The sequence below is a fragment of the Mycolicibacterium anyangense genome, assembly GCF_010731855.1.
GTDB lineage: Bacteria > Actinomycetota > Actinomycetes > Mycobacteriales > Mycobacteriaceae > Mycobacterium > Mycobacterium anyangense.
Genome location: NZ_AP022620.1, coordinates 3,152,456 through 3,169,410, shown reverse-complemented (window position 1 = coordinate 3,169,410; position 16,955 = coordinate 3,152,456). Strand labels below are relative to the sequence as shown.

Genomic DNA, 16,955 nt, shown 5'->3' with positions numbered 1-16,955 from the left:
AAGGCATGGCGAAACTCTCCGTATCCGTAGACGTTCCGTTACCGCCCGAGCAAGCCTGGCAGCACGCCTCTGACCTGTCCCGGTACAAGGAATGGCTCACCATTCACCGGGTCTGGCGCTCCACGCTGCCCGAGACCCTCGACAAGGGCACCGAGGTGGAGTCCATCGTCGAGGTCAAGGGCATGCCCAACCGCGTGAAGTGGACCATCGTGCACTTCAAGCCGCCGGAGGCGATGACGCTCAACGGGGCCGGCGTCGGGGGAGTGAAGGTCAAACTCATCGGCAAGGTCCGGCCGCACGACACCGACGCCGACTCGTCGGTGGTCACCATGGATGTCCACCTGGGCGGTCCGGCATTGTTCGGGCCGATCGGCATGCTGGTGGCCGGTGCGCTGCGCAGCGACATCAAGGAGTCGCTGGACCGGTTCGTGACGGTGTTCTCGCCCGCTTAGCGGCCGGCCCGGATGACCCGGTGCGGGCTCGGGTGCGGGTGCACCCGGTTGACCGGGTGCCGGGCCGGGTTCGACGCCGGTTGCGGCCGGGCGGGACCCGTCTCGAGGAACCGCTGCTCCAGGTTGGCGATGAGGTCCTGGACCGCCCTGCGCTCGCGCTCCGCGGTGCGGATCATGCCGCGGATGCGCCGGGCCTGGGTCTGTTCGCCGCGGCGCTGGTAGCGCTCCAGGGCCGAACCATAGGTGACCAGGTCGGCGTCGAGCTCGTCACACTGGGCCAGCAGCATCTCACGCAAGTGTTCGGCCTGCTGGCGATTCGCCGATTCAGACAGGGGTTCTACGCGCTGCTCGCGGCTCCTCAGTGGGGTCACGCGCGAACTGTATCCGACCGTTCTTGCGCCCGCGCAACGAGCCGAAGTCATTGCCGCGGCAACTTTTTACGTTCACCAAGTCGTCGACGCCTTGTCATCGAGATCACCTATCGACGGTTGCGTAAACGGCCCTCGGCGTTCGATGATGACGGGCGTGGAACGTGCCGAAGAACAACGCCAGATGGCACAGGTGGTGCAGCGCCTCGCCGACGAGTTCCCCTACGTGCCCGAGCACGTGATCTCCGAGACCGTGGACGTCGCGCACAGCCGGTTCGACGGTGCCCGGATCCGGGACTATGTGCCGCTGTTCGTCGAGCGCTACTGCCGCTCCGAGTTCGGCCAACACCCCGTCGTCGAGATCTCGGCCTGACCGGCTAGGGCAGTTCAGCTAAGGCAGTGGCGCCGACCACACCAGCCGGGTTCCGCCGCCGGGCTGCGGGGCGATGGTGAACTGACCGCCACATTCGTGGGCGCGGGCGCCCAGGTTGGCCAGGCCGCTGCGGGTGATGTCGGCACTGATGCCCACGCCGTCGTCGGTCACGCTGATGGTCAGGTCGTCGTCGACGGTCACCGAGACGGTCACCGACCGGGCGCCGGCATGACGGACCACATTGGAGACCGCCTCGCGGACCACCGCCTCGGCATGATCGGCCAGTGCCGCGTCGACCACCGACAGCGGTCCGCTGACGTGCACGGCCGGTCGCACCGGTGAGTCGGTGGTCATCCTGGTGACGGCCTGCTCGATGCGCTGACGCAACCGGGTCACCGACCCGCCGTGCAGGTCGAAGATCGCGGTCCTGATCTCCTGGACAACCTCCTGCAGGTCGTCGAGTGCCCCGGTGACCCGCCGGGTGCCGTCCTCGGCATTGGCGCCGAGCGCGCCCTGCAAGGACAGGCCGACGGCGAACAGCCGCTGGATCACGTGGTCGTGCAGGTCACGGGCGATCCGGTCACGGTCGGTGAGCACGTCGAGTTCGCGCATCCGGCGCTGGGCGTTGGCTAGGTGCAGCGCCAGGCCGGCCTGCGAGGCATACGCCCCGGCCATGTCCAGCTCGTGTTCGGTGAAGTGCCGGCCCGCCGGAGCCACGCACACCAGTACCCCGGTGGCGGTGTTCGGTTCGCACACCGGCAGCACGAGCGCTGACCCGCAGGCCTCCCCGAGATCGTCGAAGTCGTTGACGGACATGGCGATACAGTCGGAGAACGCCAGCCCCACGGTGGACCCGGTCTTCGCGACGCGCCGGCCCAGCAGGTCCTCGCGGGTCGAGTCGGTGACCACCAACTCGCCGGACTCGTCGGGCGTCATGCAGAAGCTGTACTCGCTACCGGTCAGCGCCATCGCCTTGGCGGTGATCTCGCGGTGCACGGCATCGGGGTCCTGGCCGGCCAGTAATTGAGTGCTGATGTCGCGGGTGGCCTCGATCCACAGTTGCTGGGTGTTGGCCGCCTGGTAGAGCCGCGCGTTGTCGATGGCGATACCGGCCGCACCCGCCAGGGCCAGCACCAGGAGTTCGTCGGCTTCGGTGAATGCGGCACCGTCGGCCTTCTCGGTCAGGTACAGGTTGCCGAACACCTGCTCGCGGATCCGGATCGGCACGCCGAGGAAGCTGCGCATCGGCGGATGGTTGGCCGGGAACCCGATGGACGACGGATGTTTGGAAAGGTCTTCGACGCGAATGACTTTCGGGCTGTTGAGCAGCACGCCCAACATGCCGTGACCGGTGGGCAGCGGACCGATCTTCTCGGCGGTCGGCTGGTCGATCCCCTCGAAGACGAACCGTTCCAGCACCGGCTGGGGGTCGGTGCCGATCACGCCCAGCGCACCGTAGCGGGCCTGCACCAGCCCCATCGCGGTGTGCACGATGGTGTGCAGCTTGCGTTCCAGTTCCAGCCCGGACGACACGGCCAGCATCGCGTCGACCAGGCCGTCGCGGACCTCGATGTCAAACACCGCTGCGGCCCAGCGTCTCTGCGGCGAACAACGCGGCCTGGGTACGCCCGCTCAGCCCCAGCTTCGTCAGCAGGCGTGACACATAGTTCTTGACGGTCTTCTCCGCCAAGAACATTCGCTGCCCGATCTCCCGGTTGGTCAGGCCCTCGCCGAGGAGCTGCAGCAGGGTGCGTTCGGTGGCCGACAGGTCCCGCAGCCGCTCGTCCTGCTCGGTGTCGCGGCGCAGCCGCGACATCAGCACGGCGGCGGCACGGTTGTCCAACAACGACTTTCCCGAACCGACGGCCTTGATCGCCTGGGCCAGCTCCATCCCGCGGATGTCCTTGACCACATATCCGCTGGCACCGGCCAGGATGGCGTCCAGCATGGTTTGCTCGTCGGTGAACGAGGTCAGGATCAGGCAGCGGAGTTGGTCCTGGGTGGCCAGCAGTTCCCGGCACAGGTCGATGCCGCTGCCGTCGGGCAACCGGATGTCCAGCACGGCGACGTCGGGGCGGGCCGCCGGAATACGGGACAGGGCTTCGGTCATCGTGCCGGCCTCGCCCACCACGCTCAGTTCGGGATCGCTGCCGAGGAGTTCGGCCAGACCGCGTCGCACCACTTCGTGGTCGTCGACCAGGAACACCGTGATCACACCGCAGTAGAGCCTGAAAGCGTCCCGGCCGGGTAGGGACTTTGGTCCCGAAAACACCTGACCAACGCCTTGCCGGCAGGGGCCCAAGACTACTGGCATTGGAGGGCCCCGACCAGGGATTGTCGTAGTCGACATGGCCGCACTGGCCGACGCGAGCGGGGAGGACGAGATGGTGCACAGCCCCGCCGCATCCGGTGAGATCGTGGTCGGCGTCGACGGTTCGGCATCCTCGAACGCCGCGGTCCGGTGGGCCGCCGCTCAGGGTGCCCGCCGCAACATCCCACTGCGCCTGGTCCACGTCGCTGCCGCACCATCGGTCACCAACGTGATGCTGCCGGTGCCCGCCGAGTTCGAGCAGTGGCAGGACACCCAGGCCCGCGAAGTGTTGCGGGAGGCCACCGAGTTGGTCGCCCAGGTTGGGGCCGAGACCGGTGCCACCGTCCGCATCGCCGACACCGACATCTATCACGCTGCGCCGGTGCCGACGCTGATCGACCTGTCCAAGGGTGCTGAGCTGATCGTCGTGGGTAGCCGCGGCATGGGTGCCTTCCGGCGCACCCTGCTCGGGTCGGCCAGCACCGGCCTGCTGCACCATGCGCACTGCCCGGTGGCGGTGATCCACGACGGCCCGACCCCGGCGCCGCAGCTACCCGTGGTCGTCGGCGTGGACGGATCCCCGGCCTCGGTGGAGGCCGTCACACTCGCATTCGCCGAAGCCGCTCGCCTGGGCGTCGACCTGGTGGCCGTGCACGCCTGGAGTGACGACAGCCTGTTCTCGGTTCCGGGAGTGGACTGGGCGGCGGTCATGGTGACCGAAGAAGAAGTCTTGTCGCAGCGGTTGGCCGGGATGGCCGAGGACCACCCCGACGTCACCGTGCATCGCGTGGTGGTACGCGATCAGCCCGCGCGGTACCTGGCCGAGCAGGCCCAGGGCGCGCAGCTGCTGGTCGTGGGCAGCCACGGTCGTGGCGGGTTCGCCGGGATGCTGCTCGGCTCGGTCGGCACCGCGCTGGCCCACACCGTCACCATCCCCCTGATTGTCGCGCGTCGTTACTAGCACCCCACGGCGCGCGCCTTGAGCCGGCGGACGGAGTTCTCCCCCGTCCGCCGGCTCGCTCTTTCTAGACTGCGTCGGTGAGCGCCACCTGTCGGCGCCGGTTAGCCCGTCCAATGGGTTGGCGTGACCCGGCCGGGTTGCGAGGCCCGCTGGCCCTTGCGCATCGTGTCGATCAGTTCGCGGTAGGGCCCCACCAGATAGGCGGTGTCCCCGGCGACCAGTTGGGTCTCGCGGCGCGGATGCAACCGCACCGGCGACCCCTCGCGTTCGATGGCGATCACCCGGGTCTGGGTGGACAGCTCGAACATCCGCAGCCCGTCGAGTTCGCTGTCGGGCAGCACCCGCACGCCGCCGAGCATGAACGAGCGCTGGCCTACCGAGAAGGTGCCCAGGACGTCGAGGCCCATCGCGGCGCCGATGAACCACGGCGTGGCCAGATCGACGGTGGAGCGCACGTAGGCGAAGCCGAACCGCTGGCCCACGGCGGCCCCCAGGGCGCGGTCGTAGATGCGCAGGACGATCGGGACGTCCGGGCGGTGCAGCTCCGGTGCGGTGCGCGGGCCGAACATTTCGCGCAGCACGATGCCGGTCTCGATGTTGACCATGTCGTCCTGGGTGAGCACCGCGATGGCCCGGGCGTCGTCGAGGCGGGCGGCCGCCAGCGTCTGGCGCAGGGTGGCGTCGCCGAAGATCACCGGGAGTTCGAGTTCGGCGGCTGCGGCCAGGTACCGGTTGTCCTCGTTGCGCTCGATCACCGCGACGTCATGTCCGGCGGCCTTCAGCACGGTGGCCACCCGGATCCCGAACGAGCCCAGCCCGACGATGACGACGTGGCGGTGCAGGTGGCGGATGCGCTGCCTGCTGGCCGCCTGCGACAGCCGCCGGGACAGCAGCACGTCGGCGACGAAGGCCACCACGATGGCGGTGGTGGCCACACCGGCGAACATCATTGCGATACCCCACAGCCGAAGCCAGGTCGGCTGCTGCAGGAAGTTGAAGTCGCCGTAACCCACCGTCGCGATGGTCTCGGCCGAAAAGTACAGGGCGTCAACCCAACTCATACCAGGCTGTTTATAGGCGAAGCGCAGCATGATCGTCGAGCCCAGCAGCAGCCCGGCCGCCACCGCCAGCGCCCGGTAGAACATCGGGTTGAGGTCGTCGCGGAAGGCGCGCACCGCGTCAGCGACGCGAACCACCAGCGGTCGTTCCCGCGGCGTCGACGGTATCGGCTTGGCGATCCTGATGCCACGCTCCGTCAGCTCCTCGGCGGTGCCGATCATCGCCGTCCAGTCGCCGGGGTGCACCCGTTCGTCACGGCCGGGACAGGCGATCACCTCGCCGGGATGCTCGGAGTGCTCGCCGCGGATGATGGCCACTGGGGCGAGGTCGCCGTACATCGAGCGCAGGGTGTCCTCGTGAGTGGCCGTCGCACCGGAGACGACGAAGTCGATCCCGGCGGCGGTGATCGTGTGCGTGGTGCGTTCCAGCAGTGCCTCGACCACCGAGGGGGCGGCCAGATCGGCGATGTCCAGCACCGCGCCGGGACCATTGTCGTCGGACATCGCCTTGCGCAGCACGGTGTTGGCCAGCCGGGTGACCACCCGGACCCCCGGGTTGGCCTGTCGGGCAAGCAGGGCGATCTCGAGGTTCAGGGCATCGTCGTCGGCGGCGCAGATGATCGCGTCGGCGGTGCCGATACCAGCCGCTTCCAGCCCGTCGGGGGACTGCAGGGTGACCACGCTGAGCTCGGCATTGTTGAGCTCGTCGATGATGCGCATCGCGAGCGCATCGTCGCCGCAGACGATGGTGTGGCCGTGCATGGGGAAACGCTACTTCGGAAACCTTCGCCATGACGGGTCAAGATTGGGGTATGGCTTCATCCTCTTCCGATTCCCCGCGTCCGTACGTCAAGGCCTGTATCAACGGTGCCCGCACCCCCGACCAGCATCCCGGCCTTCCGGTCAGCCCGCAGCAGCTCGCCGATGCCGCCCTCGCCGCCCACCGGGCCGGTGCGCAGGCCGTGCATCTGCACCCCAAGACGCCCGACGGGGTGGACTCGCTGCTGGCCGACACCGTGGGAGCGGCGGTGAGCGCGGTGCGCCACGCCGTCCCGGGGCTGCCGTTGGGGGTGACGACGGGTTTCTGGGCGCTGCCCGATCCGCAGGCGCGGCTGGAAGCGGTCCGGTCCTGGGAGGTGCTGCCGGATTTCGCGTCGGTGAACTGGCACGAACCCGGTTCCGAGGAACTGGCCCAGTTGCTGCTGAGCCGGGGACTCGGGGTGGAGGTCGGGATCTTCCATGCCGAGGCGGCGCAGTCGTGGGCGCGCTCGGAGGTGGCGCCGCACTGCCTGCGGGTGATGATCGAACTGCAGGCCGACGGTGACACCGCGACCGCCGATGATCTGCTGGCGCGCATCCGCAGCGCCGGGTCGCCGGCGCCGGTGCTGCTGCATGGCCTCGACGACAGCTGCTGGCCGCTGTTGCGGCATGCCGGTGTGCGCGGTCTGCAAACCCGCATCGGCCTGGAGGACACCGTGCTGCTGCCGGACGGATCGCCGGCGCCGGGCAATGCCGAACTGGTCGCGGCCGCCGTGCAGATCCTCGGTGAGATCAGGAACTGAGCGCGAAGTCGGCGAAGTCGAACCCGGGCACCACCACGCAACTGACCAGCGTCGCCTCGTCGTCGCGGGGCTCGGCGCGCTGCCAATAGCCGGGCGGCACGATCAGCTGCGGGTGCTGCCCGGCACTGACGTCAGGGCCCAGCACATATGGTGTGGCACTGGACTGTTCGCGGCCGATCTCCAGCAGCAGCGGGCTGCCACGATGGTGGAACCACAGCTCGGCGCTGCGTACGGTGTGCCAGGCGGACTGCTGCCCGGGCAGCAGGACGAACAGGATCGCGGTGCCGGCACTGCGCGGACCGACGTAGTCCGGCGGCAGCACCGACTCGCCGAGAACCAGGTCGCTGCGCCAGGTTTCCTTGTAGAAGCCGCCTTCCGGATGGGGCGCCATGTCGAGCTGCCGAACCCAGTCGGGGAGATCCGTCATATGCCGTCCTCGGTCGATGTGTGCACCCAGCGTAGAGATAAATCGGTTGTGCGCCAGCGCCGTGCCTGGCTAGCGTTGCTGTATTCGGACGACTCCGTGTGGAAAGGATGGTCTTCGTCGTGGATCTGCGCACCGGCCCCGTGCCCGCTGCCCACTACGACGGAGACCCATGCCCACCGACTCTTCCCTTACCCTGATCGACCTCGGTTTCGTCTGGCCGGACGGAACCGTCGTGCTCGAGGATCTCAATGCCACCTTCGGCACCGGCAGTACGGGTGTGGTCGGCGACAACGGCAGTGGCAAGTCCACGCTGTTGCGCCTGATCGCCGGTGACCTGCAGCCCACGTTGGGTCGCATCGTCACCGCCGGCGAGGTCGGCTACCTGCCCCAGACGTTGACGCTCGACGTCGACACCACGATCGCCGAGGTGCTCGGCGTCGCCGACGCGCTGGCCGCGCTGCGCGCCATCGAGGCGGGCAGCACCAGCGAGCAAGATTTCGACGTCCTCGGTGACGACTGGACCGTCGAGCAGCGCGCCGCTGAAGCGCTGGCCGCCATCGGATTCGGCGTCGACGCCCTGGACCGCACCGTCGGTCAGGTGTCGGGCGGAGAGGCCATGCTGGTGGCGGTGACGGCCCTGCGGATGCGGCGGGCACCGATCACGCTGCTCGATGAGCCGACCAACAACCTCGACCGCGAGGCACGCGAGCGGCTGTCGGCGCTGCTGGCGCAGTGGCCGGGCACCCTGCTGGTGGTCAGCCACGACATCGACCTGCTGGACCGGATGGACAACACCGCCGAGGTGTACGACCGCGGGCTGAGCCTATACGGCGGGCCGTATCGGCAGTGGCGCAGCCACCGCGATCAGGAGCAGGCCGCTGCGGCGCGCGCCGTCGTCGCGGCTGAACACGCCGTGCGGGTGGAGAAACGCCAGCGGGTCGAGGCCGAAACCGCACTCGCCCACCGGAACCGCAAGGCGCAGAAGGATTATGCGAACAGGCGTGCTCCCAAGATCGTGATGAACACCTGGGCGATGTCGGCGCAGGTGGCGGCAGGCAAGCTGCGCACCAACCTCGACGCCAAGGTGGCTGCCGCCCAGGATGCGCTGCAGGCCGCCGAGGCCCGGATGCGTGCCGAGGAGCAGATCCGCATCGACCTGCCCGATCCCGGCGTCTCCGCCCGTCGCCGCATCGCCGAATTACCCTCAGCGCAAGACCCTTTCGTGATACAGGGCCCTGAGCGGGTCGCGATCGTCGGCCCTAACGGCATCGGCAAGACTGCGCTGCTGGAAGGCCTCATCGCCGGTCGGAGCGGGCGGTTGTTGACCGACCGGGTCGGCTATCTGCCCCAGCGTCTGGACGGTCTCGACGAGCGGGCCAGCGTCCTGGACACCGTCAGCGCGGTGGCCGCACAGGTCGACCCCGCGCTGATCCGCACCCGGCTGGCGCGGTTCCTGCTGCGCGGCGATGCCGTGCATCGCCCGGTGTCCGCACTGTCCGGGGGCGAACGGTTCCGGGTCGCGCTGGCCCGGCTGCTGCTCGCCGATCCGGCGCCCGAGCTGGTGATTCTCGACGAGCCGACCAACAACCTGGACATCACCAGCGTCGACCAGCTCGTCGATGCGCTGCGCTCCTACCGGGGCGCGGTGCTCGTGGTCAGCCACGACGACGGCTTCCTGGGCCGGCTCGACCTGAGCCGGACGCTGGTCATGCGGATACCCGGCGTGCTGACCGCGGGGGGATAGGGTCGGTCCATGGCATTCCTGCGGCCCGGGTGGCTCGTGGTGTTGTGCGGGGCGACGCTCGCGGTGAGCGCGTGGCTGCCGTGGCTGACGACATCGGCGGCAGGCGGGGGGCGGGCGAGCGCGATCGGGGGCACCGTCGGCAGCATCTCCTTGCCCCCACGGTTCGGCTCTGGCCAGCTCATCGTGCTGCTGTCCTCGGCGCTGATCGTCACCGGGGCGATGGCGGCCCGCAACCTCTCACCCCGGCTGGCCGCCACCGCAGCCCTGGTGATCGCGGCACTGATCGGTGTGCTGACGTGGTCCTACTATCACCTCAACGTCAGTCCGCCGGTCGCCGCCGGCTACGGCTTCTACATCGGTGCGGCCGCCGCCGCGGGTGCGCTGGTCTGCTCGGTGTGGGCGTTGGTGGCGGCCCTGCTGGGCGGGGGATCGGCCCGATGAGCCGGTTCGTCGAGCCCGCCGTGCTCACCGGCCCGGCCTGGGTGAGACTGGAGCCGTTGGGCCACAACCACATTGACGAAATCGCGGCTGCGGCCGCTGACGGTGACGTCGGGTCGCTGTGGTTCACTTCGGCGCCGTCCCCGCAGAGCGCCGCGGCCTGGGTGGACCGGATGCTGGCCATGCAGGCCGCCGACGAGGGTGTCACCTTCGTGATCCGGCGGCGTACCGACGGTGTGGTGGTCGGCTCCTCGAGCCTGTTCCATGTCGACGCCGCCAACCGGCGGCTCGAGATCGGCCACACCTGGCACGCGGCGTCGGCACGGCGAACCGGGGTCAACACCGAGACCAAACTCGTGCTGCTCACCCACGCCTTCGAACGGTTGGGCTGTGTGGCGGTGGAGTTCCGCACGCACTTCTTCAACCAGGCCAGCCGGGCGGCCATCGAACGGCTGGGTGCCAAGCAGGACGGCATCCTGCGCAGTCACCAACTGCTGCCCGACGGGTCGCGCCGCGACACCGTCGTCTACTCGATCCTCGACATCGAGTGGCCTGCGGTGCGCAACAACCTGACATTCCGGCTCAGCCGCCACGCGTGACGGCTGAGCCGGAACATGGTGTCGGTCAGGATGATTCGATGGTGGTGGGTTCGATCGGCTTGCTGCCGGCAGCATGGGAGACCTCGATGCGGCGCGGCTTCGCGCGTTCGGCCAGCGGGATCGTGACGGTCAGGACACCGTTCTCGTAGGTAGCGCTGATCCTGGTGGTGTCGATACCGTCGCCCAGCGACAGCTGGCGGCGGTAGGTGCCGAAGAATCTCTCGCTGGTCAGCCACTGCACCGAGTCCTCCGAACGGGCCGACCGATGGGCCGTCAGGGTCAGGGTGCCGTTGTCGACGCTGACATCGACCGAGCCGGGGTCGACCCCCGGCAGATCGGCGGTCAAGACATAGTGGTCGTCGACCTTGTACAGATCCATCGGCATGAACCGGGGACTGCGGTCGCTTCCGGACTGGCTGCTCAGCAGGCCACGGGTCATGGCGTCAAGGTCACTGAACGGATCGAAGCGGAGCACAGCAACTCACCTCCTGAATCTTCTCGTGGAGCCCGCCACCCCGGCGGGCAGCCATCACTGTGCTACCCAGAGATTAGCACTCGACCATGGCGAGTGCTAACACAATTTCGCCGAACCTGCCGGCGCCACGGGTAGGCTGTGGCGGATTTCGAAGGGGTTCAGATTGCGCAACGTGGTAGCACCTGTGGCGGCGGTGATGGCGGCCGCGCTGGCGATGTCGATTGCCGGCTGCTCGGAGGAGAACAAGCCGGCGGCGGCGAAATGTGACACGGTCTCGGCGCCGATGACCGACATCCCGACCCGCACCGACCAGGAGCCGCGGATGCGGATCCCGCAGCCGCAGGGCTGGGAGCGCACCGACAAGCTGGATTCCGAGACCATCCGCTACGCCCTGCGCAACCCGAACCTGTCCTCGGACGGCTTCACGCCCAACGCGGTGGTGACCCTTCAGAAGGTCGGCTCCGATGTCGGCAAGCCGCAGCAGATTCTCGACGCGCAGAACCAGCAGCTCAAGACCAAGCTGAAGGTCAAGGACATGACCACCACACCGGGCCAGGTGTGCGGGTCACCGGCGCAGGCCGTCACCTACACTGCACCGGCGATGGGCAAGATTCCCGCCCGCAAGGCGACCTCGCTGGCGGTGGTGTTCACCTCCGGTGACATCAACTACATCGCCACGGTCACCGTGCAGGCCATCAAGGCCGACAACCCCACCTACGCCACCGATTCGGCCGAGATCGTCAAGGGCTTCCAGATCATTCCGCCGAAGTAGCGATACCGACGTGCGCACCGGTCAGACGCTGCGCGCACTGATCACAGGCCAGCTCCCCGGTGAACGGCGCCTGGCAGCCGCGGTGGTGCAGGAGCAGCGCCGGGCCTTCGGGAGCCTGGAACCACCACTGCGCCCACTGCACGGCCGCCACGAGTACCGGGAAGAACGCGCGGCCTTTGTCGGTGAGGAGATAGGCGGCCCGTTCCGGGCCGCTGCGCTCGGCGGGCGAGGTGGCGAACACGCCGATCCCGCAGAAGGTCTGCAGCCGTTCGGCCAGCAGGCTGGGAGGAGCGCCGAGCTGGGACTGGAAGTCGGTGAACCGGCTGCTGCCCAGGAAAGCCGCCAGCAACAACGCTGCCGCCCAACGATTTCCGAGCACACTCATGGTCTCCGGAAACATCCCGGCGCCGCGGCCGCCGCCGTCGGACTCCGACCGGCGGCGTGTCGCGGCGGCCGGCGCCGAGCGCTCCCACGCGCCGCTGGGGCCCAGGCTGAGCGTGACATCGCAATGTTCGGCCGGGGCATGGCAGGAGTCGCATCGCAGCACCGGCGCGAACGACTGACCACACAGGTGGTGGTGCATCGACGGCAGGGTCGAGCGATGCTCGGCGACCCAGTTACGTTCCCACTCCCAGATCGACAGCAGTGCCGGCCATAGCGAGCGGCTCCGTGCCGTCACCAGATACTCGGTGCGCGACCGGGTCGAGGCGTGCTCACGGCGGGTCAGCATTCCGTCGCTCACCAGGATCCGAAGCCGGTTGGTCAGAACCGAATTCGAGATCGGCAACCGGGCCATGAACTGGCTGTACCGGGTGGCACCCATCAGCGCCTGCTGGATGATCAGCAGGTTCCATTCATCGCCGATCAGCCCAAGCATCCGGCCGATGGCATTGGTTCCGTGGGGCGCCAGAGCCAGCGGGGCGTCGGCGTCGATGAGGTCGCTCACCTAGAGACCGATCGCCTCGGCGGGGCAGTCGACAGCCTGCCAGCGCCGCAGCGACTGGCCGGCCACCCACGTCGAATGGGTACCGCTGGAGATCCGTTCGGGGAGCTGCAGTGTGCACACCGGACCGTCGGAGATGCGGGCGGCGTCGAAGACCAGGCAGTAGGACGCGTCGGCGTTCATGTCGGTGGTGAGGGTGACCAGATATCCGTCGTCCTCGGCGCGGCTACCCGCCCGCGGCGCCATCGCAGTCTCGCTGCCGTACACGCCCTCGCCGAAGCTGATCCGCTCCTCGGCTCCGCTGAGCACGTCATGGCGGATCAGTCCGTCGAACAGGAACCAGCCCGGCTTGCCGGTGGCCGCGTAGGTGTACCGATAGGGTTCACCGCTGTAGCCACCGTTGATCATGCCGAACTCGGAGATGCTGTCCGACAACGGTTCTTCGGTGAGACCGCCGGTGACGACATTCAGCCGCCAACGGTGCAGCCGGGTCTGCATCCGGTCCAGTGCCAGGAACCGGAACGCCCGCTGCCACTTCGTGCCGGTGCCATTGTCGGTGGGTTCGGGGTCGCCCTGGAAGAACCCGTCCAGGACGATCTCGTCACCGTCCTCGTAGGCGTTGACGAAATGCAGCACGAAGGTCGGCTCGGCCTCGAACCACCGGATTGGTCCTTTCCCGCGCCGGGGCAGGACCGCGAACCGGGATGGCATGTCCCGGTGGAAGCGGGCCATATGGATTTCGCGCTCGAGCATCTCAGGCTCCCAGAACAGCGGAAAGTCGTTGAGAATGGCGTAGTTCGGGGTGAACGCCATATCGTGCGGCAGTCGTGGACCGGGCAGTGGGACGTCGGTGTAGTGCACCAGGGTGTTGTCCCGGTCGACCACCCCGTAATGCAGGTAGGGGGCGTTCTTCGAGTAGTTGAAGAACATCATCTCGTCGGTGCGCTCGTCGACCTTCGGGTGGGCCGAGACGCCCTCGGCGGGAAAGGCGCCGCCCCAGGTTTCCTTGCCCCGGGTGTCGCCGCTGTAGGGGTCGACGCGGTAGAGGTCGCCGCACTGGTAGAAGCTCGTCAGCGCGGTGCCCCGGTGCACGATCACATCGGTACTCGAGGCGTCCTTGAGCAGGGTGCGGGCCCCCCAGCCGTAGTCCACCTTGGCCAGCGACAGCGGTTCGGCCAGCCCCGGCCACAGCGGCCCGCCCGCGGCGTTCTCGGCCTCGAACCCGTCGGTTCGCACGAATCTGTTGCGGTAGAAAGCCTTTCCGTCCCGGAAGCCGACAATGTGGAGCATGCCGTCACCGTCGAACGGGTGATAGGACTTCAGCGCAGGGTGCAGCGGGTTCTCGGTATTTCGCAGGTATACGCCATCGAGGTCGGCGGGGATCTCACCCTCGATGACCGCAGGGTCCGGCGCGTGCCACTCGGTGTGCTGCGGACGCCACGGTCCGGTGCGGTACGGGTGGTCGTCGTCCTCGGGCAGGGTGGACAGGAACTTGCCGACGACCTGGACATCCATCAGGCCGCGTCCTCTCCCGAACCGATGACGAAGCTGACCGTGGTGGCGGTGCTACCACCCAGATTCAGGGTGGCGAATCGGCGGGCACCCTCGACCTGATAGTCCCCGGCCAATCCGCTCACCTGTTTGGCGGCGTCCAGAACCATCCGGATCCCGGTGGCGCCCACCGGATGGCCACCACCGATGAGACCGCCGCTGGGGTTGATCGGCAGCCGGCCGCCCACGGCGATGTCACCGTTCTCGACGGCCTTCCAGGACTCGCCCGGTCCGGTCAGGCCGATGTGGTCGATGGCGAGGTACTCGCTGGGGGTGAAGCAGTCGTGAACCTCGAAACCGTCGATCCCGTCGAGGTCGGTCTGCGCGCGCTGCAACGCATCTTGCACGGTGGCCCGCAGATGGGGCATGACATAAGGGTTCTCGGCGTCGCGGTCGAACTTCTGCCGCAAGCCCAGTCCCACGGTGTGGTGGCCCCACCCTTCGATCCGGCCGATGGGCCGCACGCCCGGATGGTCGCGCAGGAACTCGTCGCTCACCAGGACGACACCCGATCCGCCGTCGGTCATCTGGCTGCAGTCGAAGCGGCGGATCCGGCCTTCCACGGGCGGATTGATCGCATCGTCGCCGCCCTCGGCGAGCAGATCCGGGATGTCCCACTCCCGGGTCTGGGCGTTCGGATTGCGCTTGGCGTTGGCCAGATTCACCGTGGCGATGCCGCGCAGGTGAGCCTCGTCGAGACCGTAGCGGCGGTCGTATTCGTCGGCCACGTCGGAAAACATCGACGGCCACAGGTACCTCGCCTGCTGGCCCTCGTGACCCGTCCACGCCGCCGCGCCCAGATGCTGGGCGGCGATGTCGCCGGGCACCGTCTTCTCCAACTCCACGCCGATCACCAGTGCGGTGCGGTAGTTGCCGGCCCGCAAGTCGGCCATGGCCGACAGGATCGCGATGCTGCCCGACGCGCACGCCGCCTCGTGCCGACTGGCCGGGGTGTCCCATAGTCCGTCGTGCACGGTGGCCGGCATCGCTCCGAGATGACCCTGCCCAGCGAACAACTCGCCGAAGGCGTTGGCGACGTGTACAACCTCGATATCGGCGGCGTCGATCATGGACTCCGCCAGTGTCAGGTCCACGACCTCGGTGGTCAGTCCTGCGAAATCCCGCCCCTCACGAGTGAGGTTGCGTGCGAAATCGCTTTGGTATCCGCCCAGGATCCAGACATTGCCGACCACAACGCCGAAGCTACTACAGCTAAGAGAGTGGCGGGCCGGAATGACGTGCCCGCCCGTAGGCGGCCCCGCCGGCTCGCGGTCTGAACCGACAGGACCTCGCGGACGTAGCTGTCGACGGCTGCGTCCACTTCAGGCCAGCATTGCCGGGGCAGGTGCTCGGCAAACGTGACGAGTTTCGGGGCGAGCCGTAAATTCCGCCAAGAATGGGCACCCTGCACCCATGACATCGCCGAACCATGACCTCGCGGTGCGGATGGCCGAGCTGGCCAGGGCAACGGCGCTGCCCAGCACGGTCGACGACGTGCTGGCCGGGGTGACCGCCGCCGCGGTCGAAATGATCCCGGGTTCCGACACCTGCGGGGTGCTCTTGATCGGCAAGGGCGGAAAGTACGAGTCGTTGTTCGGCACCTCGCCGTTGATCTACGAACTCGACGCGCTGCAGGAGCAGTGCGGTGAGGGCCCGTGCATCAGTGCCGCCGTCGACGAGTTGATCGTGCGGACCGACGATTTCAGCCACGAGCGGCGCTGGCCGAAGTACAGCGCCGCGGTGACCGAGCTCGGGGTGCGCAGCGGGCTCTCGTTCAAGCTCTACACCGGGTCGAGCACCGCTGGTGCGCTCAATCTGTTCGGGCTGACTCCGCACGCGTTCAACGGAGAGTCCGAGGCGATCGGCGCGGTGCTGGCCGCCCACGCGGCGTCGGCGATCCTGGCCAGCCGTCACGGTGAGCAGTTGGAGGCGGCGCTGAACACGCGCGACACGATCGGCCAGGCCAAGGGCGTGATCATGGAGCGCTTCACGGTCGACGCGGTCCGTGCCTTCGAGATGCTGCGCGAGCTGTCGCAATCCACCAACACCCGGCTGATCGACATCGCCAACCGCGTCATCGACAGCCGGGGCGATTAGGTGTCGCTCGAGTCCCACGCTTCATCTCGATGAAACACGCTGGCTTCCTTCGTGATTGGGACACACGCCGCCACAATCCTGCTAGCCGTGGCACATTTGCTTTACTGGGAACCGTGACTGCTGACATCGGCCTGCGCGAACGTAAAAAGAACGAAACTCGTGCCGCACTGAGCCGTGCAGCCCTCGATCTCGCGCTGCGCGATGGCTACGACGCCGTCACGATCGACGCCATCGCCGCGGCGGCCAACGTGTCGACCCGGACGTTCCGAAACTACTTCTCCAGCAAAGAAGATGCGGTGCTGGCCTTGTTGTTCGACGTCGACGACCACCTGACCCGGACGCTGCAGGGGCGCGACGACGCGGAGCCGGTCTTGGACTCACTGGAGGCCTGCGCCCTGGATCTCATCGCCGCCGGCGATGACTTCGACCGGGCCGTCTCGGTCACTCGGATGATGGTGGAACACCCCGCCCTGATCGCCCACGCGGCGGCCGCTCATCACCGCTCGTCGGAGCGGACGATTGCTGAAATCTCCCGTCGGATGGGGCAGGGCAGTGCTGGGATCGCCCCGCGACTGCTCTACCACGCCAGCCGCGGTGTCCTCGCCGCTGTCGTGGAGTCGATCGCGGCGGGTAGCGCCACACATCGGGCCGCTGCTCTGGTCAGCGAAGGCTTCGAACTGCTTCGCGCCGGCCTCGGATAGCCGGCCGGGTCGACCCTCGTCGGGCCTCGCCTGGCCAGCGGACTCGTTGCGCGCACAGCTTCAGGAATAACTTGCTGATTCAGGCAAGTTTGCACAAATATGAAGTCGTGTAGTGCGCGGGTG

Annotated in this window: 19 protein-coding genes; 10 read left to right on the top strand and 9 right to left on the bottom strand. The window is 68.1% G+C overall.

Annotation, left to right across the window (positions count from 1 at the left end):
* Window positions 1–5: 5 nt before the first annotated feature.
* Window positions 6–452, top strand: a complete 447-nt coding sequence (locus G6N35_RS14830) for a type II toxin-antitoxin system Rv0910 family toxin (protein WP_163804943.1) — start codon at window positions 6–8, stop codon at window positions 450–452.
* Here the strand turns inward: G6N35_RS14830 and G6N35_RS27625 are convergent.
* Entirely contained in the window at window positions 449–823 is a 375-nt protein-coding gene (locus G6N35_RS27625; protein ID WP_163804942.1) for a hypothetical protein, read from the bottom strand. The genes G6N35_RS14830 and G6N35_RS27625 overlap by 4 nt on opposite strands.
* 145 nt (window positions 824–968) lie before the next feature.
* Between G6N35_RS27625 and G6N35_RS14820 the strand changes: the two genes are divergently transcribed.
* Entirely contained in the window at window positions 969–1,193 is a 225-nt protein-coding gene (locus G6N35_RS14820; RefSeq protein ID WP_246224316.1) for a three-helix bundle dimerization domain-containing protein, read from the top strand.
* An 18-nt stretch (window positions 1,194–1,211) separates the two neighbouring features.
* Here the strand turns inward: G6N35_RS14820 and G6N35_RS14815 are convergent, their stop codons facing one another.
* Entirely contained in the window at window positions 1,212–2,774 is a 1,563-nt protein-coding gene (locus G6N35_RS14815; protein ID WP_163804940.1) for a GAF domain-containing sensor histidine kinase, read from the bottom strand.
* Window positions 2,767–3,408: a response regulator gene (locus G6N35_RS14810; protein WP_163807688.1), complete on the bottom strand. Its 642-nt coding sequence runs from the start codon at window positions 3,406–3,408 to the stop codon at window positions 2,767–2,769. The genes G6N35_RS14815 and G6N35_RS14810 overlap by 8 nt, the downstream gene beginning before the upstream one ends.
* A gap of 169 nt (window positions 3,409–3,577) precedes the next feature.
* Here G6N35_RS14810 and G6N35_RS14805 point away from each other — a divergent pair, with 169 nt between their 5' ends.
* Entirely contained in the window at window positions 3,578–4,465 is an 888-nt protein-coding gene (locus G6N35_RS14805) for a universal stress protein (protein WP_163807687.1), read from the top strand.
* Between the two features lie 101 nt (window positions 4,466–4,566).
* On the opposite strand, the gene G6N35_RS14800 is transcribed toward G6N35_RS14805, so the two are convergent.
* On the bottom strand, window positions 4,567–6,285 hold the full coding sequence (locus G6N35_RS14800) for an NAD-binding protein (protein WP_163804939.1): 1,719 nt from the start codon (window positions 6,283–6,285) through the stop codon (window positions 4,567–4,569).
* Window positions 6,286–6,335: 50 nt separating this feature from the next.
* Between G6N35_RS14800 and G6N35_RS14795 the strand changes: the two genes are divergently transcribed.
* Window positions 6,336–7,085 (top strand): 3-keto-5-aminohexanoate cleavage protein, encoded by a 750-nt coding sequence (locus G6N35_RS14795; protein WP_163804938.1) that lies wholly within the window; start codon window positions 6,336–6,338, stop codon window positions 7,083–7,085.
* Here the strand turns inward: G6N35_RS14795 and G6N35_RS14790 are convergent.
* A complete protein-coding gene (locus tag G6N35_RS14790; RefSeq protein WP_163804937.1) occupies window positions 7,075–7,512 on the bottom strand; it encodes a cupin domain-containing protein in 438 nt (145 codons plus the stop codon). The two genes, G6N35_RS14795 and G6N35_RS14790, sit on opposite strands and share 11 nt — an antisense overlap.
* A gap of 169 nt (window positions 7,513–7,681) precedes the next feature.
* On the opposite strand from G6N35_RS14790, the gene G6N35_RS14785 reads away from it, so the two are divergent.
* Genes G6N35_RS14785 through G6N35_RS14775 form a run of 3 tightly spaced genes read left to right on the top strand, consistent with a single transcriptional unit; the run spans window position 7,682 to window position 10,293 of the window.
* The gene (locus G6N35_RS14785) at window positions 7,682–9,256 is read left to right on the top strand and encodes an ABC-F family ATP-binding cassette domain-containing protein (RefSeq protein WP_163804936.1); all 1,575 of its coding nucleotides are present in this window, start codon (window positions 7,682–7,684) and stop codon (window positions 9,254–9,256) included.
* Between the two features lie 9 nt (window positions 9,257–9,265).
* The gene (locus tag G6N35_RS14780; protein ID WP_163804935.1) at window positions 9,266–9,697 is read left to right on the top strand and encodes a hypothetical protein; all 432 of its coding nucleotides are present in this window, start codon (window positions 9,266–9,268) and stop codon (window positions 9,695–9,697) included.
* Window positions 9,694–10,293: a GNAT family N-acetyltransferase gene (locus G6N35_RS14775; RefSeq protein WP_163804934.1), complete on the top strand. Its 600-nt coding sequence runs from the start codon at window positions 9,694–9,696 to the stop codon at window positions 10,291–10,293. The genes G6N35_RS14780 and G6N35_RS14775 overlap by 4 nt, the downstream gene beginning before the upstream one ends.
* A 25-nt stretch (window positions 10,294–10,318) precedes the next feature.
* Here G6N35_RS14775 and G6N35_RS14770 read toward each other — a convergent pair whose 3' ends face one another.
* Window positions 10,319–10,768, bottom strand: coding sequence for an Hsp20/alpha crystallin family protein (locus G6N35_RS14770; RefSeq protein ID WP_163804933.1), 450 nt, complete (start codon window positions 10,766–10,768; stop codon window positions 10,319–10,321).
* 172 nt (window positions 10,769–10,940) lie between these two features.
* On the opposite strand from G6N35_RS14770, the gene G6N35_RS14765 reads away from it, so the two are divergent.
* A complete protein-coding gene (locus G6N35_RS14765; protein ID WP_163804932.1) occupies window positions 10,941–11,540 on the top strand; it encodes an LpqN/LpqT family lipoprotein in 600 nt (199 codons plus the stop codon).
* Here G6N35_RS14765 and G6N35_RS14760 read toward each other — a convergent pair.
* The 3 genes from G6N35_RS14760 to G6N35_RS14750 all read right to left on the bottom strand — a co-directional run bounded on the left by G6N35_RS14760 (window position 11,524) and on the right by G6N35_RS14750 (window position 15,227).
* Window positions 11,524–12,417 (bottom strand): winged helix-turn-helix transcriptional regulator, encoded by an 894-nt coding sequence (locus G6N35_RS14760; RefSeq protein WP_163807686.1) that lies wholly within the window; start codon window positions 12,415–12,417, stop codon window positions 11,524–11,526. The two genes, G6N35_RS14765 and G6N35_RS14760, sit on opposite strands and share 17 nt — an antisense overlap.
* A 69-nt stretch (window positions 12,418–12,486) precedes the next feature.
* The gene (locus G6N35_RS14755; RefSeq protein WP_163804931.1) at window positions 12,487–13,998 is read right to left on the bottom strand and encodes a carotenoid oxygenase family protein; all 1,512 of its coding nucleotides are present in this window, start codon (window positions 13,996–13,998) and stop codon (window positions 12,487–12,489) included.
* Complete coding sequence (locus G6N35_RS14750) at window positions 13,998–15,227, bottom strand: acetyl-CoA acetyltransferase (protein ID WP_163804930.1); 1,230 nt, start codon at window positions 15,225–15,227, stop codon at window positions 13,998–14,000. Before G6N35_RS14750 ends, G6N35_RS14755 begins: the two co-directional genes overlap by 1 nt.
* 220 nt (window positions 15,228–15,447) lie before the next feature.
* On the opposite strand from G6N35_RS14750, the gene G6N35_RS14745 reads away from it, so the two are divergent.
* Window positions 15,448–16,131, top strand: a complete 684-nt coding sequence (locus tag G6N35_RS14745; RefSeq protein WP_163804929.1) for a GAF and ANTAR domain-containing protein — start codon at window positions 15,448–15,450, stop codon at window positions 16,129–16,131.
* 113 nt (window positions 16,132–16,244) lie between these two features.
* The gene (locus G6N35_RS14740; RefSeq protein ID WP_163804928.1) at window positions 16,245–16,832 is read left to right on the top strand and encodes a TetR/AcrR family transcriptional regulator; all 588 of its coding nucleotides are present in this window, start codon (window positions 16,245–16,247) and stop codon (window positions 16,830–16,832) included.
* The last annotated feature ends 123 nt before the right edge of the window (window positions 16,833–16,955 follow it).